22 protein-coding genes are annotated in these 17,303 nt (G+C 59.6%); 14 read left to right on the top strand and 8 right to left on the bottom strand.

The window, feature by feature from the left end; all coding sequences use genetic code 11:
• Nucleotides 1-65 precede the first annotated feature (65 nt).
• Nucleotides 66-527 carry a DUF2214 family protein gene (locus AC07Y9_RS00620; protein ID WP_087088506.1) on the top strand — a complete coding sequence of 154 codons (462 nt, stop codon included), beginning with the start codon at nt 66-68 and terminating at the stop codon, nt 525-527.
• A 64-nt stretch (nt 528-591) separates the two neighbouring features.
• Here the strand turns inward: AC07Y9_RS00620 and AC07Y9_RS00615 are convergent, their stop codons facing one another.
• Together AC07Y9_RS00615 and csrA are read right to left on the bottom strand one after the other, a co-directional pair.
• Complete coding sequence (locus AC07Y9_RS00615; protein ID WP_062823043.1) at nt 592-840, bottom strand: hypothetical protein; 249 nt, start codon at nt 838-840, stop codon at nt 592-594.
• Between the two features lie 350 nt (nt 841-1,190).
• Complete coding sequence (csrA, locus tag AC07Y9_RS00610) at nt 1,191-1,385, bottom strand: carbon storage regulator CsrA (RefSeq protein ID WP_007920550.1); 195 nt, start codon at nt 1,383-1,385, stop codon at nt 1,191-1,193.
• 267 nt (nt 1,386-1,652) lie between these two features.
• On the opposite strand from csrA, the gene AC07Y9_RS00605 reads away from it, so the two are divergent.
• Nucleotides 1,653-2,009, top strand: coding sequence for a penicillin-binding protein activator LpoB (locus AC07Y9_RS00605; protein ID WP_102680203.1), 357 nt, complete (start codon nt 1,653-1,655; stop codon nt 2,007-2,009).
• A gap of 102 nt (nt 2,010-2,111) precedes the next feature.
• On the opposite strand, the gene AC07Y9_RS00600 is transcribed toward AC07Y9_RS00605, so the two are convergent.
• From AC07Y9_RS00600 to AC07Y9_RS00590, 3 genes are all read right to left on the bottom strand, one after another.
• A complete protein-coding gene (locus tag AC07Y9_RS00600) occupies nt 2,112-2,801 on the bottom strand; it encodes an endonuclease (RefSeq protein WP_102680202.1) in 690 nt (229 codons plus the stop codon).
• Nucleotides 2,802-2,805: 4 nt separating this feature from the next.
• Entirely contained in the window at nt 2,806-3,042 is a 237-nt protein-coding gene (locus AC07Y9_RS00595) for a DUF1654 domain-containing protein (RefSeq protein WP_087088501.1), read from the bottom strand.
• Between the two features lie 235 nt (nt 3,043-3,277).
• Nucleotides 3,278-4,366 (bottom strand): asparaginase, encoded by a 1,089-nt coding sequence (locus AC07Y9_RS00590; RefSeq protein ID WP_007920539.1) that lies wholly within the window; start codon nt 4,364-4,366, stop codon nt 3,278-3,280.
• 323 nt (nt 4,367-4,689) lie between these two features.
• Here AC07Y9_RS00590 and AC07Y9_RS00585 point away from each other — a divergent pair, with 323 nt between their 5' ends.
• The 8 genes from AC07Y9_RS00585 to AC07Y9_RS00550 all read left to right on the top strand — a co-directional run bounded on the left by AC07Y9_RS00585 (nt 4,690) and on the right by AC07Y9_RS00550 (nt 12,353).
• The gene (locus AC07Y9_RS00585; protein ID WP_087088499.1) at nt 4,690-5,151 is read left to right on the top strand and encodes a hypothetical protein; all 462 of its coding nucleotides are present in this window, start codon (nt 4,690-4,692) and stop codon (nt 5,149-5,151) included.
• Nucleotides 5,152-5,378: 227 nt separating this feature from the next.
• Complete coding sequence (locus tag AC07Y9_RS00580) at nt 5,379-6,335, top strand: sugar ABC transporter substrate-binding protein (protein ID WP_087088497.1); 957 nt, start codon at nt 5,379-5,381, stop codon at nt 6,333-6,335.
• Nucleotides 6,336-6,392: 57 nt separating this feature from the next.
• Nucleotides 6,393-7,946 (top strand): sugar ABC transporter ATP-binding protein, encoded by a 1,554-nt coding sequence (locus AC07Y9_RS00575; protein ID WP_101337359.1) that lies wholly within the window; start codon nt 6,393-6,395, stop codon nt 7,944-7,946.
• Nucleotides 7,943-8,920, top strand: a complete 978-nt coding sequence (locus tag AC07Y9_RS00570) for an ABC transporter permease (protein ID WP_053278214.1) — start codon at nt 7,943-7,945, stop codon at nt 8,918-8,920. Before AC07Y9_RS00575 ends, AC07Y9_RS00570 begins: the two co-directional genes overlap by 4 nt.
• 3 nt (nt 8,921-8,923) lie before the next feature.
• Nucleotides 8,924-9,943, top strand: coding sequence for a LacI family DNA-binding transcriptional regulator (locus AC07Y9_RS00565; protein ID WP_007920529.1), 1,020 nt, complete (start codon nt 8,924-8,926; stop codon nt 9,941-9,943).
• Between the two features lie 22 nt (nt 9,944-9,965).
• Nucleotides 9,966-10,883, top strand: coding sequence for a ribokinase (gene rbsK, locus AC07Y9_RS00560; protein ID WP_053260357.1), 918 nt, complete (start codon nt 9,966-9,968; stop codon nt 10,881-10,883).
• Nucleotides 10,880-11,284 carry a D-ribose pyranase gene (gene rbsD / locus AC07Y9_RS00555; protein WP_102680201.1) on the top strand — a complete coding sequence of 135 codons (405 nt, stop codon included), beginning with the start codon at nt 10,880-10,882 and terminating at the stop codon, nt 11,282-11,284. Before rbsK ends, rbsD begins: the two co-directional genes overlap by 4 nt.
• Before the next feature lie 40 nt (nt 11,285-11,324).
• Entirely contained in the window at nt 11,325-12,353 is a 1,029-nt protein-coding gene (locus tag AC07Y9_RS00550) for a nucleoside hydrolase (protein ID WP_007920524.1), read from the top strand.
• Nucleotides 12,354-12,387: 34 nt separating this feature from the next.
• Here AC07Y9_RS00550 and AC07Y9_RS00545 read toward each other — a convergent pair whose 3' ends face one another.
• The gene (locus tag AC07Y9_RS00545; protein ID WP_101337363.1) at nt 12,388-12,600 is read right to left on the bottom strand and encodes a hypothetical protein; all 213 of its coding nucleotides are present in this window, start codon (nt 12,598-12,600) and stop codon (nt 12,388-12,390) included.
• A 163-nt stretch (nt 12,601-12,763) separates the two neighbouring features.
• Between AC07Y9_RS00545 and AC07Y9_RS00540 the strand changes: the two genes are divergently transcribed.
• Together AC07Y9_RS00540 and AC07Y9_RS00535 are read left to right on the top strand one after the other, a co-directional pair.
• Complete coding sequence (locus AC07Y9_RS00540; protein WP_007920522.1) at nt 12,764-13,069, top strand: hypothetical protein; 306 nt, start codon at nt 12,764-12,766, stop codon at nt 13,067-13,069.
• 161 nt (nt 13,070-13,230) lie between these two features.
• Nucleotides 13,231-13,542 carry an I78 family peptidase inhibitor gene (locus tag AC07Y9_RS00535; protein ID WP_087088489.1) on the top strand — a complete coding sequence of 104 codons (312 nt, stop codon included), beginning with the start codon at nt 13,231-13,233 and terminating at the stop codon, nt 13,540-13,542.
• A 73-nt stretch (nt 13,543-13,615) separates the two neighbouring features.
• Here AC07Y9_RS00535 and AC07Y9_RS00530 read toward each other — a convergent pair whose 3' ends face one another.
• Both AC07Y9_RS00530 and AC07Y9_RS00525 read right to left on the bottom strand, forming a co-directional pair.
• Entirely contained in the window at nt 13,616-13,828 is a 213-nt protein-coding gene (locus AC07Y9_RS00530) for a cold-shock protein (RefSeq protein ID WP_003179963.1), read from the bottom strand.
• A 293-nt stretch (nt 13,829-14,121) separates the two neighbouring features.
• Nucleotides 14,122-14,421 (bottom strand): hypothetical protein, encoded by a 300-nt coding sequence (locus AC07Y9_RS00525; protein WP_007920518.1) that lies wholly within the window; start codon nt 14,419-14,421, stop codon nt 14,122-14,124.
• 383 nt (nt 14,422-14,804) lie between these two features.
• Between AC07Y9_RS00525 and thrS the strand changes: the two genes are divergently transcribed.
• Nucleotides 14,805-16,727, top strand: a complete 1,923-nt coding sequence (gene thrS, locus AC07Y9_RS00520) for a threonine--tRNA ligase (RefSeq protein WP_009043059.1) — start codon at nt 14,805-14,807, stop codon at nt 16,725-16,727.
• Nucleotides 16,727-17,278 carry a translation initiation factor IF-3 gene (gene infC / locus AC07Y9_RS00515; RefSeq protein WP_169914426.1) on the top strand — a complete coding sequence of 184 codons (552 nt, stop codon included), beginning with the start codon at nt 16,727-16,729 and terminating at the stop codon, nt 17,276-17,278. Before thrS ends, infC begins: the two co-directional genes overlap by 1 nt.
• Nucleotides 17,279-17,303: the final 25 nt, after the last annotated feature.

Genomic DNA, 17,303 nt, shown 5'->3' with positions numbered 1-17,303 from the left:
AGCTGCGGGTTATGGGCTAATACTCACAGGCCGTTTTTTGTCATCCGTCAATGGAGAGTGGAGCGATGCTCATGCACTGGTTTCTCGCAGCCGTACACCTGTTGGCCTTTGCTGTCGCCTTTGCGGCGGTGCTCAATCGCGGTACAGCGTTGCGCCGCGTGGTCACCGAAGGGGCGGATGTGCGCCGGGCTCTGCTGGCCGACAATGGCTGGGGGCTGGCCGCCGCGGTGTTGTTGATCACCGGCTTGCTGCGTGCCTTCGCTGGCTACGAAAAAGGCACGGACTACTACCTGCACCAGCCGCTGTTTCACATCAAGATGACCTTGTTCGTCATCATCCTGTTGCTCGAAATATGGCCAATGGTTGCGCTGATCAAATGGCGAATCGCCCTGGGGCGCGGGGCGTCGATCGATACCGGTCGCGCCACGCTGTTTGCGCGCATCAGCCACCTGCAGGCGCTGCTGATTGTGCTGATAGTAGTGGCGGCCAGTGGCATGGCGCGTGGGGTCATGCTCGGCCAGTCATGAGGTGAGGAGTCGCGTGTCCTCGGGCTCGCTGCGGGCTGTTGCGCGTCATCGAGCACCGCGCGCTCTAGCAGAGTTGGCTGAAAGCCTTGCTGATGGTGGCCCGGTTGGTTTTGAACTCGGCCTGCTGCACGGGAATGATGCCGAACTCGTCGCTGACGATAGCCAGCACGCGGTGCAGGTAGTCGACGTTGGCCTCGGAGCGGAAGGTGAATATTCCGCGTTTGACTTCGTAGAGCCCCTCCGTCGAGCAGGCGGCAATGGTCCGAATCGCATTCAGGTCGTTGGTGATCAGAAGGTAAGCGAACTCTTGCATATGACCGCTCCTTGTTCGTAAAGCATCTGCCGATGGCAAGGGGGGGGGAGCCTCGGCGGGTTCGCGGAGGCGGTAGGTCTTGAAATTACTCCTCCTGCTCATTGCCACGCTACTGAGTATTTATACAAAAACGAGGAAGGGCTTTCTCCCGGCCGAGTCGTATCGACAGATTGCCGGGATGGAGCGCTATCAGTGAAGAGCTTGGGTAGTGCACTTTTGCCAGGGCTGGCGCTGGCGGCCTGAACTGCGCCGCTGCCATTTGAAGAGGGGGAGGATGCTGCGGGGAATCAATCAACGATGACGCTGCGCCAGCCATTGTGATGAGACAAAGGGCTGGCCGCTCATGGCGCTCAAGGTGTTTCGCGTTTGTCCGGGGCGGTGAGGCCGGCTTGGATCCGTTGGTAGATTTCTTCGCGATGGACTGCGACGTCTTTCGGGGCATTGATGCCGATCCGGACTTGCTGGCCGCTAACGCCCAGAATGGTGATCGTGATGTCGTCACCGATATTTATGCTTTCACCGACCTTGCGGGTGAGTATCAGCATGATCTTCTCCTTGATTGCTTAGTAGGGCACCTGATTCAGACAGTGCAGATGTCGGTAGTAGTGCGTATAGATTACTGCGAAGTACCACTGTGTGGGTGCCTCTTTCTGACGCGCAGACGCTGTATTAATTCCCGAGGTGCAACTATACAGAGGCGATAAATATCATTCTCCTTGTTTTGCGCTGATTTTGTGGCGTTTGTGCAGGGGATTGGGGTGCTAAAATCGCCGCCTCAGACTTTCAAGGGGTAGGTTGTGCGCACAGTAGCGATGATGATGGCGGTCCTGGCATTGGCGGGATGCGGTGAAGGCAAGTATGCCGAGGTGGACAAGAAGGTGGCACCGGTTGTCCAGGCGCAGCCGCCGCAGGCCGCCACGACGCCGCAATGGGATGTGCTGGTCGCCGGCACCCTGCCTCAGGCGACGAGCGATCTGGCCGGCTGGCTGATCGAACACGGGATCATTTCCTATGTCGTCGTCGAAGATGGCAAGGATCGGGTGCTGATCGGCCCGTTCGATTCCCAGGCCGAAGCCGAAGCCAAGAAAGCCGAGTTGGTCGAGAAGCTGACCAAGGCCAAGAAGCGCAATATCGAGCCGCAGGTGATCGAGCACCGCGTCGCGCAATAAGCCGTTCTTTTGGGTGCCGGGTCAAGGCCAGTCTTGCCGGCGCTCAATCATCTTGAGGGGGCTGTCCATGCCCCGGACGTTTATCGGCAACCCGGACGGATATCAGCCGCAGGCCTTCAGGTTGACCGGGCCGACGAACTCATTGCCACGCCCCATCACGCAAGCCACGTTCTGATTGCGCTGGCGCTCCCAGGGTTGTACCGGATAGGTCTTGTTCCAGGCTTCGTACAACTGGCGATCCTGTTTCGACAGGCGCAGGTTGTATTGCTTGCTCATATAGAAGTAGGTCCGGGCGATCATGCCGCGAATGGATGGGCGCGGCATGACCTTCTTGGCCTTGAAGTCGACCTGCGTCAGGCACGAACCGTACTGGCCGGACCGCGCCGGCAGCCAGCCGAAGCTGAAGTTGTTACGGTCGCCATTGACCTCGCCGATGCTCGGTACCAGGTTGTGCAGGTCGGCTTCGGCGCGTTGATAAATCGGGTCGTGGCGCGTGCAGTTCTTGCGTCCGCCTTGCTGCCAGCATTGACGCTGATGGCCGATCTGCCAGGCAGGAACGATGTGCTCCCATTCGATGCGCGCGGCGCGATTAGCGTTCTTGCGGGGGACATAGCCGCAGGCGGCGAGGTTGACCCTATTGCCGCTGTACTTGCAGCCACAGTAGAACTCGGTGGATTGCGGGGCGTACAGCTTCCAGGCGATTTTCTTCGCTTCGTTGAAGGTACGGGGCGCATCGGCGTGGGCATTCAGGGCAACGCAAAACAGCAGTACAGCAAAACAGCGGGCAATCATCGACTCAGTCTTCCTTCGGCACAACCCAGAAAATCTGCACACCGCCGTCATCGCGATAGGCGAGGGTGACGTTGTCGTTTTCGGCGATTTCTTCGAGCAGGCGCTCCCACTCGTCGACCGCTTCGTCGGGCTGACGGAAGATCAGGGCGGCCTTGGCTTTTTGTGCATTGGGCGAATTGATGATTTTCTGAACGCGCAAACCGAGGCGTTCATAAGAGCTTGGTGGTGCTGTGGTGGGCACGGAACATTCCTTATTAAGCTGTATGCGCGTACAGTATTTTACTGTAGGGAATTTCGCAACCGCTTAAAATTCAAGAGGTTCTTCTGACAGCGATATCCGCGGATTGCTGCAAAACGATTGAGTTTTTTATCTGCGGGATAAAGAAGAGGGCAGGCCAACCGGGGCGGAGCACTCGCCCAGGGCGGGCGAGTGTGGGGTAGAGCGGTGCCCGACCAGAACAGGTCGGGCGGGCCAATCAGTATTCCCAGAACATCCGCTGCAGTTCCTTGCTGTCCTGGGTCTTGGTCAGAGCGACCATGGCCAGGATGCGGGCTTTCTGCGGGTTCAGGTCGTTGGCCACGACCCAGTCGTATTTGTCGTCAGGCTGTTCCGCGTTGCGCAGTACGAAGCCGCCGGCATTGACGTGGGACGAACGAATGATCTGTACGCCATTCTTGCGCAGCTCCTGCAGGGCCGGCACTACGCGGGAAGACACCGAGCCATTGCCGGTACCGGCGTGGATGATGGCTTTGGCGCCGGACTGGGCCAGGGCCTTGTAGGCGGTGTCGCTGACGTTGCCGTAGCCATAGGCGATTTCGACGTCAGGCAGGCTCTTGATGGTCTTGATGTCGAATTCCGAATCCAGGGTGTGACGCTTGGCCGGCAGGCGGAACCAGTAGGATTTACCTTCCACCACCATGCCCAGTGGGCCCCATGGGCTCTTGAAGGCTTCGGTCTTGATATTGATCATTTTGCTGACGTCGCGACCCGACTGGATCTCGTCGTTCATGGTGACCAGCACGCCCTTGCCATGGGCTTCCTTGCTGCCGGCGACGGCGACGGCGTTGTACAGGTTGAGCATGCCGTCGGCGGACATGGCGGTGCCCGGACGCATGGATCCGACCACTACGATGGGCTTGTCGGTCTTTTCCACCAGGTTCAGGAAGTAAGCGGTTTCTTCCAGGGTGTCGGTGCCGTGGGTGATGACGATGCCATCGACGTCTTTGCTGTCGGCCAGTTCGGCGACGCGACGGCCCAGTTGCAGCAGGTTTTCGTTGGTGATGCTTTCAGAGGCGATCTGCATGACCTGTTCGCCACGCACATTGGCGACCTGGCTCAGCTCGGGGATCCCGGCGATCAACTGCTCGATGCCGACTTTGGCGGCCTGGTAGGTGGCGCTGTTGGCGGCACTGGCGCCAGCGCCGGCAATGGTGCCGCCGGTAGCGAGCACGACCACGTTGGCCAGCTTCTGTTTGGTTTCGACTTCCTTGGCCTGCAATGCAGTCGGAAGGAGCAAGAGGAGGGCCAAAGCGCCCGGAACAAGGGTGTTGAAAGCAGATTTCATTATTTTCTCTCTAGTAGTGAGACGGTGCTGGTGCAGGTTCATCTAGATACACCCGAGACAGATCTGAATGCCGCGGGCGAAAGGGAACAGCAGGATCTGTACCAGCCGGACTGTGGTCGCAAAACTCTTTTAACTTAATGATTTATATCAACTTATTTTTAGTTATCGGATTCGATGGCCGTTTCGTTGTCCGGTTTTCCGAATGCTCGGAAGATTTACGTTCGGTTGTCCGACAGTTCTGATTTTCATGAGGAAAAAGCTGAATTAAAGAGATGGTCCTTGCAGCCGATGCCCTTCAAGGATCGTTTCTTTATGGAGCTCACATGTCTATTTCTGTCGGTTTTCCCGCTGCCGGGGCCATCACTATCAACGGTAAATCACCGGCCACTATCGAGGCTCTGAGCCAGGGCGCCGCCGATAGCGCTGCGCAAGTCCTGGGGATCGATGAAGAGGGCAAGCTGCGAGTGGCGTCCGGTTCCGAGGCCGAGAAGGCCGAGACTCAAGACTCCGAAGGGGACAATCAAAGCCTGGTGGTGAAAATGCTGCTCAAGCGCATGAAAGAACTGCAGGCCCAATTGCAGGAGCAACAGCAGCAGTTGGCCGCTGCCCAGGCGGCGAGTTATCCGACCCCTGAAGCCAAGGCGACCATGGTGATGGCGATTCAAGGCCAGATCGCCGGTACCAACGGTGCGCTGCAGGAAGTGGCGGGGAAGCTGGTCAAGGAACTGAGTAAGGAGCTGAGCAAGGACGCTTCGTCAGGCGCACTGGTCAGTACCACCGCATGATTGTGTGATGTTGTGACGGGGCGGCTCATGGGGCTTGGCTTCCCCGTTGACAAATAGCGGCAGGGTTCGCATAGTTCGTTTTACGCAAACGTTTGCGCAGGCCCTGGGCGATAAAAGTCATACACCTCTCAGGTTCGCTTCAAGCCGCGTTAATCGGGGTCTGAAGGTTGTCGAGCGTACTCCGGCGCAAGCGTTGCTCACAATAATCATAAGATCGGAGTGAATCCATGAAGCTGCCATTCGCTGGACGTCTTCTCGCTGTCGCTGTTCTGGCTGCCGCATCCGCTACGCTTCCCCTCTCTTCGGCATTCGCCGAGGCCCCGGAAAAACCCAAGGTCGCCCTGGTCATGAAATCCCTGGCCAACGAATTTTTCCTCACCATGGAAGACGGCGCCAAGGCTTATCAAAAAGACCATGCCGCCGATTTCGACCTGGTTTCCAACGGCATCAAGGATGAAACCGACACCGCCAACCAGATCCGTATCGTCGAGCAGATGATCGTTTCCAAGGTCAACGCGCTGGTGATCGCCCCGGCGGACTCCAAGGCCATGGTGCCGGTGATCAAGAAGGCGGTGGACGCCGGTATCACCGTGATCAACATCGACAACCAGCTGGATCCGGCCGTACTCAAAAGCAAAAACATCAGCGTGCCTTTTGTCGGCCCCGACAACCGCAAGGGCGCGCGCCTGGTGGGCGAGTACCTGGCCAAGGACCTGAAGGCCGGGGACGAAGTCGGCATCATCGAAGGCGTGTCGACCACCACCAACGCCCAGCAGCGCACCGCAGGCTTCAAGGATGCGATGGAGGCCGCGCAGATCAAGGTGGTCTCGCTGCAATCCGGCGACTGGGAAATCGATGCCGGCAACCGCGTCGCCGCCGCCATGCTCAGCGAATACCCGAACCTCAAGGCGCTGCTGGCCGGCAACGACAGCATGGCCGTCGGTGCCGTCTCGGCGGTGCGCGCGGCGGGCAAGGCCGGCAAGGTCAAGGTGGTCGGCTACGACAACATCAATGCCATCAAGCCGATGCTCAAGGACGGTCGCGTGCTGGCGACCGCCGACCAGTTCGCCGCCAAGCAGGCGGTCTTCGGGATCGAAACGGCGCTGAAGATCCTCAAGGGCGAGAAGGTGGACGGTGGCGCCAATGGCGTGATCGAAACTCCGGTTGAGCTGGTCACCCAGTAATCTTTCTGGCGGCGCAACGGCGCCCGCCTAAACAGGCGGGCGCATGGAGAGTTTCTTATGTCAGTTTCCGCTGTGAACGCTGTCCTTTCGGTCAGCGGTATCGGCAAGACCTATGCGCAACCGGTATTGACTGGCATCGACCTGACGCTGATGCGCGGGGAGGTGCTGGCGCTGACCGGGGAAAACGGCGCGGGCAAAAGCACCCTGTCGAAAATCATTGGTGGCCTGGTGACCCCGACCACCGGCGAGATGCGCTTCAACGGCCAGGCTTACCGTCCTGGCAGTCGCACCCAGGCCGAAGAGCTGGGCATCCGTATGGTCATGCAGGAACTCAACCTGTTGCCGACGCTGTCGGTGGCCGAGAACCTGTTCCTCGATAACCTGCCCAGCCTCGGCGGCTGGATCAGTCGCAAGCAGTTGCGCAAGGCGGCGATCGAAGCTATGGCCCAGGTCGGCCTGGAGGCCATCGACCCCGATACTCTGGTCGGCGAACTGGGGATTGGCCACCAGCAGATGGTGGAGATCGCGCGCAACCTGATCGGCGACTGCCATGTGCTGATCCTCGACGAGCCGACCGCGATGCTCACGGCTCGCGAAGTCGAGTTGCTCTTCGAACAGATCACTCGTCTACAGGCCCGTGGCGTGGCCATCATCTATATCTCCCATCGCCTGGAAGAGCTGGCCCGGGTCGCGCAGCGCATTGCGGTGCTGCGCGACGGTTGCCTGGTCTGTGTCGAGCCGATGGCCAATTACAACAGCGAGCAACTGGTCAACCTGATGGTAGGGCGCGAGCTGGGCGAACACATCGATCTCGGCCCGCGCAAGATTGGCGCGCCGGCCCTGACGGTCAGCGGCCTGAGTCGTTCCGACAAGGTTCTGGACGTGTCTTTCGAGGTGCGCAGCGGTGAGATCTTCGGTATTTCCGGGTTGATCGGGGCGGGGCGCACCGAACTGTTGCGACTGATCTTCGGCGCCGACAAGGCTGACAGCGGCACGGTGGCCCTGGGTTATCCGGCGCAGGTGGCGAATATCCGTTCGCCGGTCGATGCAGTGGCCCACGGCATTGCCCTGATCACCGAGGACCGCAAGGGTGAAGGTCTGCTGCTGACGCAATCCATCAGCGCCAATATCGCCCTGGGCAACATGCCGGAGATCTCCAGTGGCGGCCTGGTCAATGGTCGTGACGAATCGGCATTGGCGCAGCGGCAGATCGATGCCATGCGCATTCGCAGTTCGGGGCCCGCGCAGCTGGTGTCCGAACTGTCCGGGGGCAATCAGCAGAAGGTGGTCATCGGCCGCTGGCTGGAGCGCGATTGCGCGGTGCTGCTGTTCGACGAGCCGACCCGGGGCATCGATGTCGGCGCCAAATTCGATATCTATGGCCTGCTTGGCGAACTGACCCGCCAGGGCAAGGCGCTGGTGGTGGTCTCCAGCGACCTGCGGGAGCTGATGCTGATCTGCGATCGGATTGGCGTGCTGTCCGCCGGGCGCCTGATCGATACCTTCGAGCGCGACAGCTGGACCCAGGATGAACTGCTTGCCGCCGCTTTCGCCGGCTATCAAAAACGTGATGCGTTGCTCAACGAAGCGGCGCCTAGGGATCTTCCATGACAACTGCATCTTCGGCCGGCAAACGTGGCGGCAACTATTACGGCCTCGGCACCTACCTGGGGCTGGCCGGTGCCTTGCTGGCAATGATTGCGCTGTTCTCGACACTGAGCAGCCACTTTCTTTCCTACGACACCTTCAGCACCCTGGCCAACCAGATCCCGGACCTGATGGTGCTGGCGGTAGGCATGACTTTTGTCCTGATCATCGGCGGCATCGATTTGTCTGTCGGCTCGGTGCTGGCCCTGGCGGCCTCGACCGTCAGCGTGGCGATTCTCGGCTGGGGCTGGAGCGTGGTTCCGGCGGCATTGCTGGGCATGGGCTGCGCGGCATTGGCCGGGACCATCACCGGTTCTATCACTGTCGCCTGGCGTATTCCTTCGTTCATCGTCTCCCTCGGTGTGCTGGAAATGGCCCGCGGCGTGGCTTACCAGATGACCGGCTCGCGCACCGCCTATATCGGTGATGCCTTCGCCTGGTTGTCGAACCCGATCGCCTTCGGTATCTCGCCATCGTTCATCATTGCCTTGCTGATCATCTTCATCGCCCAGGCAGTGCTGACGCGCACGGTGTTCGGCCGTTACCTGATCGGCATCGGCACCAACGAGGAGGCGGTGCGGTTGGCGGGCATCAACCCCAAACCCTACAAGATCCTGGTGTTCAGCCTGATGGGGCTGCTGGCGGGCATCGCCGCGCTGTTCCAGATTTCCCGCCTGGAGGCTGCGGACCCGAATGCCGGTTCCGGCCTGGAGCTACAAGTGATCGCGGCCGTGGTGATTGGCGGCACCAGTCTGATGGGCGGGCGCGGGTCGGTGATCAGCACCTTTTTCGGCGTATTGATTATCTCGGTGCTGGCCGCGGGGCTGGCGCAGATCGGCGCGACCGAGCCGACCAAACGCATCATCACCGGCGCGGTCATCGTGATTGCGGTGGTACTGGATACTTATCGCAGCCAACGCGCAAGCCGGCGGAGCTGAGTCATGGCAACGATCAAAGATGTGGCGGCGCTCGCAGGGATTTCCTACACCACGGTTTCCCACGTGCTGAACAAGACGCGTCCGGTCAGCGAGGAAGTGCGGATCAAGGTCGAGGCGGCGATCCAGCAGCTCGACTACGTGCCCAGCGCCGTGGCGCGCTCGCTGAAGGCCAAGACCACGGCGACCATCGGCCTGTTGGTGCCCAACAGCCTCAACCCGTATTTCGCCGAGCTGGCCCGAGGGATCGAGGATTATTGCGAGCGCAACGGCTACTGCGTGATTCTCTGTAACTCCGACGACGACCCGGAAAAACAGCGCAGCTACCTACGGGTGCTATTGGAAAAACGTATCGACGGCCTGATCGTGACCTCGGCCGGTGGCGACGGCGGGCTGGCCAAGGGCCTGGCCGCCGTGCGCACGCCGATGGTGATCGTCGACCGCGGGCTGGAAGGGGTGGATGCGGACCTGGTGCGTATCGACCACGAATACGGTGCGTATCTGGCTACCCGTCATCTGCTCGAGTTGGGCCATCGCGATATCGCCTGCATCGGCGGCCCGGACTACACCAGCGTGGCGCAATTGCGTCTGGCGGGGTTCCAGCGGGCGTTGCGCGAAGCCGGCGTGGAGGTGCCTGCGCAGCGCATCCTGCAGAGCGACTTCACCAGTACCGGCGGTTATCACGCGGCGGCCCAGCTGTTGGAGCGCAACCGGCCCAGCGCGATCTTCGCCGGCAACGACATGATGGGCATCGGTGTGCTGCGTGCGGCGGCGGAGCGCAATATCCGGGTGCCGAGCGAACTGTCGGTGATCGGCTTCGACGATATCCAGATGAGTCGTTATGTGTATCCGGCGCTGACTACAGTTGGCCAGTCGATCCTGCAGCTGGGCGAGCAGGCGGCGGAGCTGTTGCTGCGCCGCATTGCCACCCCTGGATTGCCGACCGACCAGCGTATCGTCACCCCAAGCATTGTCCTGCGTGAGTCGACGGCGCCTGTGGCCGGCGCATTCGCCGAGTACCGTTGAATCGAATTGTGAGTATCGATGTATGCCAGCAAAAGTAGTGGTAGTAGGCAGCCTCAATATGGACCTGGTCACCCGGGCCGAGCGGCTGCCGCGTGCCGGTGAAACCCTGATCGGCCAGTCGTTCGCCACGGTTTCCGGTGGCAAGGGGGCGAACCAGGCGGTGGCGGCGGCCCGCCTGGGTGCCCAGGTGTCGATGATCGGGTGCGTCGGTGATGATGCCTACGGCGAGCAATTGCGCTCGGCGTTGCTCGCCGAACGGATCGATTGCCAGGCCGTCACCGCTGTCTCTGGCTCCAGTGGCGTCGCCTTGATCGTGGTGGACGACAGCAGTCAGAACGCGATCGTGATCGTGGCCGGTGGCAATGGTCGGCTCACGCCAGAAGTGGTCAGCGGCTTCGACAAGGTGCTGCAGGCGGCCGATGTAATCATCTGCCAGCTCGAAGTGCCGCTGCCCACTGTGGGGCATAGCCTCAAGCGCGGCCGTGAACTGGGCAAGACCGTGATCCTCAACCCTGCACCGGCCAGTGGCCCGTTGCCGGCGGACTGGTACGCGTCCATCGACTATCTGATTCCCAACGAAAGCGAGGCCGCGGCCCTCAGCGGCTTGCCGGTGGATTCCCTGGCGAGCGCCGAAGCCGCGGCCGCCCGCTTGATCGCCGCCGGGGCCGGCAAGGTCATCATCACGCTCGGCGCCCAAGGCTCGCTGTTCGCCAATGGCACGAGCTTCGAGCATTTCCCGGCGCCCAAGGTCAAGGCGGTCGACACTACGGCCGCCGGCGATACCTTCGTCGGTGGTTTTGCCGCCGCCCTGGCCGCCGGCAAGAACGAGGCCGAGGCGATTCGTTTCGGTCAGGTCGCGGCAGCGCTGTCGGTGACCCGCCCAGGTGCGCAACCTTCCATTCCCACGTTGTCCGACGTACAGGCGTTCTCTCCCGCATGAAAAAAACACCCTTGCTCAATGTCGCCCTGTCGCGACTGATTGCCTCCCTGGGGCACGGCGATATCGTGGTCATCGGCGATGCCGGCCTGCCTGTACCGCCGGGCGTCGAATTGATCGACCTGGCCTTGACCCAGGGTATTCCGGATTTCCTCAGCACCTTGCAGGTGGTGCTTTGCGAGATGCAGGTGGAAGGCCATGTGCTGGCGCAGGAGATCCTGGATCGACAATCCCCGACCCTGCAAGCGCTCGAGGCGTTAAGCGTCGAGGGGGCGCTGGGCGCGCGCAAGCTGTTGAGCCACGATGAGTTCAAGGTGCTCAGCCGCCAGGCGCGGGCAATCGTTCGCACCGGGGAGTGTCAGCCTTATTGCAACATCGCTTTGATTGCCGGGGTGACGTTCTGAGCGTTGCCCCTCTCTGTTCAACCACGCAAAGGAGTGCGCCATGCACCGCTATGCTCAGCTATTGAAACACCTGATCCGGAGTGTTCTGCTCGTGTCCCTGTTCACTGCTACCAGCGCCCATGCGGCAGAAAAAATCGATCTGATCATCGATACCGATCCGGGTGCCGATGATGTGGTTGCGTTGCTGTTCGCCCTGGCGTCGCCGGAAGAACTGCAGATCCGCGCGCTGACCACGGTGGCCGGCAACGTGCGCCTGGACAAGACCTCGCGTAATGCGCGCCTGGCCCGTGAGTGGGCGGGGCGCGAAGAGGTGCCGGTGTACGCCGGCGCGCCTAAGCCGCTGCTGCGCACGCCGATCTATGCCGAGAATATTCACGGCAAGGAAGGCATTTCCGGGGTCACGGTGCATGAGCCGAAAAAGGGCCTGGCCGAGGGCAGTGCGATCAATTACCTGATCGACACCCTGCGCGCCGCCAAGCCCCACAGCATCACCATCGCCATGCTGGGGCCGCAGACCAACCTGGCGCTGGCGCTGATCCAGGCACCGGATATCACTCAAGGCATCAAGGAAGTGGTGGTCATGGGCGGGGCGCATTTCAACGGCGGCAATATCACCCCGGTGGCGGAGTTCAACCTGTTCGCCGACCCGCAGGCCGCCGAGGTGGTGCTCAAGAGCGGCGTGAAGCTGACTTACCTGCCGCTGGACGTTACCCACAAGGTGCTGACCAGCGATGCGCGCCTGCAGAAAATCGCAGCCTTGAACAACAATGCCAGCAAGGTGGTGGGCGATATCCTCAACGAATACGTCAAGGGTGACATGGAGCACTACGGCATCCCGGGTGGCCCGGTGCATGACGCGACCGTCGTTGCTTACCTGCTCAAGCCCGAACTGTTCAGCGGGCGCCAGGCCAACATGGTGATCGACAGCCGTGAAGGGCCGACCTTCGGCCAGACCATCGTCGATTGGTACGACGGCCTGAAGCAGGAGAAGAACGTGTTCTGGGTGGAGAATGGCGATGCCCAGGGTTTCTTCGATCTGCTGACCGAGCGTCTGGCTCGCCTGAAATAAGTGATATTCCCGGCAGGTGCCAGCCTGTAGGGCGTTACGCCTTCTCTGTACCCGGCGTGCCGGAGTGCTCGCCGGGATACTTCTCGAATATCTGCTCGATGAATGTCTGGGCCGCTTCGGTGCCCAGCTCCCTGATCAGTAAGTCGATGCCGATGATCGCCAGCTCTTCGGGGCTGCCGGGGCTGTAGGAGCAGTGGCCTTCGGGCCATTTGGCTTTGATGTCGGCGTCGATCGTCACGGTGGCCATGGAAGTCTCGCGAGCTCGGAAAGGATGGGGCCGGACAGGCGCTTGTCGAGGGCTTCCGGTCTTGTAGAGTTAAACACCTTGGCGGGCTTTTCGCACTCCGACTTAGGCATGAGGGGAGGGCTGTGCGACACTTGGTCATTGTCTGTTTTCAAAGGGTGCCAGTGTGCAGATCGATTTGAACAACCCTGATGCCTTGACCTTCGAGGCGGTGCGCCAGTTGCTGGCGTCGGCCAGTGACGATGTGCATACCCAGCTGCGAGTGACCAAGGCGGGCATTGCCTATATCTCGTCGGGCGTGGTCGGTGGCGCGGACATCGACGGCCTGCTGTTCAGGCTGGAGACCTGGGCCGCCGGTTCTGGTTATGTCGGGCGGGTAGCGGCCAGCGATGAGGTCTGGGTGACGCAGATTTTTAACGCGTTGAAACAGAACTGGCCGAAGCCACCATTCGATTACATCGATATTTACTGAGGCTGTTCATATCCGGTCACGATTGCTGCATGAAAACGTGGCCGTACCTGATGCAGACTTGCCCGCTACCTGGCCAAGAGGCCATTGGCCAGTCCGTTTGTGAAACCAATAGTCAGAGCGGTTGTCGCACTATCTCTGCTTATTTTTGAAAAGGAGGCTTCATGCCTTGGAAGCTCGCGTCATTCGGTACCTTGTTGGCTGCAGTCGTTTTGACGGGGTGCAGCACTTCTTCGCCGGATAAGGGGCCGGTAGCGACCGAGAGCGGCCATAGCCGCTGTGAGGCTAAGGCGGCGGAATTCGCCATCGGCAAAAAAGCTTCGCCTGAGCTGCTGGAACAGGCGCGTACTCGCGCAGGTGCGCAGAACGCCCGTATTCTCAAGCCGAACGACATGATCACCCTGGAATACCGTTCCGATCGGCTGAACCTAAACACCGATACCAATCTGGTGGTCACCCGGGTCAACTGCGGCTGATCGCGTCAGCGCTTTTGCACCTTGCATAAAAAACCCCGTCACATGGACGGGGTTTTTTTAGCTCGCTGAGAAATTACTCAGGACGAACTTGTGCAGCTTGCATACCCTTTTGGCCTTTCTCAGCCACGAAGGAAACGGTCTGGCCTTCTTTCAGGCTTTTGAAACCGTCGCTTTCAATAGCTTTGAAGTGTACGAACAGGTCGTCACCGCCACCTTGAGGAGTGATGAAGCCGAAGCCTTTTTCATCGTTGAACCATTTTACGGTGCCGGTTTGGCGATTAGACATGGTGTATCTCCAAGAAACATATATTTTCAGTAGTACTGTGCTGCTCAGGCCAACTGGGCACACCGGGCTATCATAGTCGAAATGTTCGACTTGGGAGCCCCCCGGACGTGCCGATTCCCAGGTGGTTGAGTCCGTTTTGTTGCTCCGATCGGCTGAAGGCCCCGGTTTAAGGGGCTTTCACCGAAAATATTCGGTGATAAAAAAAGCCGTAAAAGCTGCGTAAATTGTGAAAAAAGGCCGGTTTTCAGATCGCATCGAGCCTGAAGCAGGACCGTCTCTCGCGCATTAAAGACTTATTTCACCACCCGGCAAGCGGCAATAGCGTCCAGGGCCTTGGCTCTCAGCGCCGGATCCGGTTGAGTCTGCTTGCTCATGAGCTGTTTGATTTCGTCTGTAGTGAATTTCTCATTGAGCTTGTCCGCACCACAGGCGCAGTGCTTTTCCGCACTTTTCACATCAACGCTCTGACTGGCGGCAGCCGTGCAATCCTTCATGTATTCGGCACGTACCCCGGCTGGCCAGGCGGCCTGCGCGCTCAGTGGCAGCAGCAGGGCGAAAGGGGCGGCAAGGGCGAATAGTTGGGTGAGGCGCATGAGTCGAGCTCTCCTGGGATTGGTACAAGAATGGCAATTCTCGGTGTATTTGAGACCTTGCGTACACACCAAGTTCACTTTCTCGAAAGAAAGCGCGGATACGCTGGTCCCGGTGGGAAGTACGGCGCGATGACCGTTCATCTGTGCTAGCATGCCCGGCTTGGGTGTTTTCAGGCTCTGGGCGAGTTTCAAGCCCACCGCGGTCTATGCCTCTTTTTTTTGATTTGAACTCCAGTCACTCTGGTTCGTTTTACCGGTTGGCCGCAAGGCTCCTGCCACTGTGAGGCAGGCGTTCGTCACGAACGGCCTGGACCGAACCGCGTACTGGCTCATCCCAACCCACGTGACCTTTGGTAGGGGTCACCACTAGGAGAGGAGGCGCCATGCCCACTATTACTCTTCCCGACGGCAGTCAACGCTCATTCGATCATCCGGTTTCCGTAGCCGAGGTCGCCGCATCCATTGGTGCAGGTCTGGCCAAGGCCACCGTGGCCGGCAAGGTCAATGGCAAACTGGTCGACGCCTGCGATCTGATCGACAGCGACGCGACCCTGCAAATCATCACGCCAAAGGATGAAGAGGGGCTGGAGATCATTCGCCACTCTTGCGCTCACCTGGTTGGCCACGCGGTCAAGCAGCTGTATCCGACAGCGAAGATGGTTATCGGTCCGGTGATCGATGAAGGCTTCTATTACGATATCGCCTACGAGCGTCCTTTCACTCCGGACGACCTGGCGGCCATCGAGCAGCGCATGCAGCAGCTGATCGAGAAAGATTACGACGTCATCAAGAAGGTCACTCCGCGCGCCGAAGTGATCGAAGTGTTCAAGGCTCGCGGCGAAGACTACAAGCTGCGCCTGGTCGAGGACATGCCGAACGAACAGGCCATGGGCCTGTACTACCACGAAGAATACGTCGACATGTGCCGTGGTCCGCATGTGCCGAATACTCGCTTCCTCAAGTCCTTCAAACTGACCAAGCTGTCCGGTGCCTACTGGCGCGGCGATGCCAAGAACGAGCAACTGCAGCGCGTCTATGGCACTGCCTGGGCGGACAAGAAGCAGCTGGCGGCTTATATCCAGCGTATCGAAGAAGCCGAGAAGCGCGACCATCGCAAGATCGGCAAGCGTTTGGGCCTGTTCCATACCCAGGAAGAAGCACCGGGCATGGTGTTCTGGCATCCGAACGGCTGGACCCTGTACCAAGTGCTCGAGCAGTACATGCGCAAGGTGCAGCGCGACAATGGCTACCTGGAGATCAAGACTCCGCAGGTGGTCGATCGCAGCCTGTGGGAGAAATCCGGGCACTGGGCCAACTACGCCGAAAACATGTTCACCACCGAGTCGGAAAGCCGCGACTATGCCATCAAGCCGATGAACTGCCCGTGCCACGTGCAGGTATTCAATCAGGGCCTGAAAAGCTACCGCGAGCTGCCGATGCGTCTGGCCGAGTTCGGTGCTTGCCACCGTAACGAGCCGTCCGGTGCATTGCACGGCATCATGCGTGTGCGTGCCTTCACCCAGGACGATGCGCATATCTTCTGCACCGAAGAGCAGATGCAGGCTGAATCCGCCGCGTTCATCAAGCTGACCATGGATGTCTATGCCGACTTCGGCTTCAAGGACATCGAAATGAAGCTTTCCACTCGCCCTGAAAAGCGTGTGGGTTCCGACGAGTTGTGGGATCGCGCTGAAAATGCCTTGGCTGCCGCGCTTGATAGCGCCGGCCTGCCGTATGACCTGCAACCGGGCGAAGGGGCGTTCTACGGTCCGAAAATCGAGTTCTCGCTGAAAGACTGCCTGGGTCGTGTCTGGCAGTGTGGTACCTTGCAGCTCGATTTCAACCTGCCGATCCGTCTGGGTGCCGAATACGTTTCCGAAGATAACAGCCGTAAACATCCGGTGATGTTGCACCGGGCGATCCTCGGCTCCTTCGAGCGTTTCGTCGGGATTCTGATCGAGCATTACGAAGGGGCGTTCCCTGCGTGGCTGGCTCCGACCCAGGCCGTAGTGATGAATATCACTGATAAACAGGCAGATTTTGCCCTCGAAGTGGAAAAAACCCTCAACCAAAGCGGATTTCGTGCCAAGTCTGACTTGAGAAATGAAAAGATCGGCTTTAAAATCCGCGAGCATACTTTGCTCAAGGTTCCCTATCTCTTGGTTATTGGAGATCGGGAAGTCGAGACGCAGACTGTCGCTGTGCGTACCCGTGAAGGTGCTGACCTGGGCTCCATGCCCGTCGCCCAATTCTCGGAGTTCCTTGCACAAGCGGTTTCCCGGCGTGGTCGCCCAGATTCGGAGTAATTATTATTAAGCGTGAAATGAGACAAGATAAACGAGCTGCACCGAAAGCCCCGATCAACGAGAATATCTCGGCACGCGAGGTTCGGTTAATTGGCGCTGACGGCGAGCAGATTGGCATCGTCTCGATTGATGAAGCGCTTCGTATTGCTGAAGAAGCCAAGCTTGATCTGGTGGAAATCTCCGCCGACGCAGTCCCACCGGTTTGTCGTGTGATGGACTACGGCAAGTCGATCTTCGAGAAGAAGAAGCAGATTGCCGCGGCGAAGAAGAACCAGAAGCAGATTCAGGTAAAAGAAATCAAGTTTCGTCCAGGGACGGAGGAAGGGGATTACCAGGTAAAACTGCGCAACCTGGTACGTTTCCTGAGTGACGGGGACAGGGCCAAGGTATCCTTGCGATTCCGCGGCCGTGAGATGGCCCACCAGGAGCTGGGGATGGAACTCCTCAAGCGGGTTGAAGCTGACCTGCAAGAGTACGGTTCGGTCGAACAGCATCCTAAGATGGAAGGACGCCAGCTGATCATGGTCATCGCCCCGAAAAAGAAGAAGTAATCAACAGGGCACGGCAGGCCTTCTG

The organism is Pseudomonas sp. GW456-L12 (assembly GCF_059424045.1).
The sequence above is the reverse complement of the archived record's forward strand: the minus strand, read 5'-3'. Positions and strand labels throughout refer to the sequence as shown.

What these genes read in the sequence shown, in the direction of transcription:
- AC07Y9_RS00620 (WP_087088506.1), top strand. Translation starts at nt 66, where the DNA reads ATGCTCATGCACTGGTTTCTCGCAGCCGTACACCTGTTGGCCTTTGCT.
- AC07Y9_RS00615 (WP_062823043.1), bottom strand. Translation starts at nt 840, where the DNA reads ATGCAAGAGTTCGCTTACCTTCTGATCACCAACGACCTGAATGCGATT.
- csrA (WP_007920550.1), bottom strand. Translation starts at nt 1,385, where the DNA reads ATGCTGATACTCACCCGCAAGGTCGGTGAAAGCATAAATATCGGTGAC.
- AC07Y9_RS00605 (WP_102680203.1), top strand. Translation starts at nt 1,653, where the DNA reads ATGATGATGGCGGTCCTGGCATTGGCGGGATGCGGTGAAGGCAAGTAT.
- AC07Y9_RS00600 (WP_102680202.1), bottom strand. Translation starts at nt 2,801, where the DNA reads ATGATTGCCCGCTGTTTTGCTGTACTGCTGTTTTGCGTTGCCCTGAAT.
- AC07Y9_RS00590 (WP_007920539.1), bottom strand. Translation starts at nt 4,366, where the DNA reads ATGAAATCTGCTTTCAACACCCTTGTTCCGGGCGCTTTGGCCCTCCTC.
- AC07Y9_RS00585 (WP_087088499.1), top strand. Translation starts at nt 4,690, where the DNA reads ATGTCTATTTCTGTCGGTTTTCCCGCTGCCGGGGCCATCACTATCAAC.
- AC07Y9_RS00580 (WP_087088497.1), top strand. Translation starts at nt 5,379, where the DNA reads ATGAAGCTGCCATTCGCTGGACGTCTTCTCGCTGTCGCTGTTCTGGCT.
- AC07Y9_RS00575 (WP_101337359.1), top strand. Translation starts at nt 6,393, where the DNA reads ATGTCAGTTTCCGCTGTGAACGCTGTCCTTTCGGTCAGCGGTATCGGC.
- AC07Y9_RS00570 (WP_053278214.1), top strand. Translation starts at nt 7,943, where the DNA reads ATGACAACTGCATCTTCGGCCGGCAAACGTGGCGGCAACTATTACGGC.
- AC07Y9_RS00565 (WP_007920529.1), top strand. Translation starts at nt 8,924, where the DNA reads ATGGCAACGATCAAAGATGTGGCGGCGCTCGCAGGGATTTCCTACACC.
- rbsK (WP_053260357.1), top strand. Translation starts at nt 9,966, where the DNA reads ATGCCAGCAAAAGTAGTGGTAGTAGGCAGCCTCAATATGGACCTGGTC.
- rbsD (WP_102680201.1), top strand. Translation starts at nt 10,880, where the DNA reads ATGAAAAAAACACCCTTGCTCAATGTCGCCCTGTCGCGACTGATTGCC.
- AC07Y9_RS00550 (WP_007920524.1), top strand. Translation starts at nt 11,325, where the DNA reads ATGCACCGCTATGCTCAGCTATTGAAACACCTGATCCGGAGTGTTCTG.
- AC07Y9_RS00545 (WP_101337363.1), bottom strand. Translation starts at nt 12,600, where the DNA reads ATGGCCACCGTGACGATCGACGCCGACATCAAAGCCAAATGGCCCGAA.
- AC07Y9_RS00535 (WP_087088489.1), top strand. Translation starts at nt 13,231, where the DNA reads ATGCCTTGGAAGCTCGCGTCATTCGGTACCTTGTTGGCTGCAGTCGTT.
- AC07Y9_RS00530 (WP_003179963.1), bottom strand. Translation starts at nt 13,828, where the DNA reads ATGTCTAATCGCCAAACCGGCACCGTAAAATGGTTCAACGATGAAAAA.
- AC07Y9_RS00525 (WP_007920518.1), bottom strand. Translation starts at nt 14,421, where the DNA reads ATGCGCCTCACCCAACTATTCGCCCTTGCCGCCCCTTTCGCCCTGCTG.
- thrS (WP_009043059.1), top strand. Translation starts at nt 14,805, where the DNA reads ATGCCCACTATTACTCTTCCCGACGGCAGTCAACGCTCATTCGATCAT.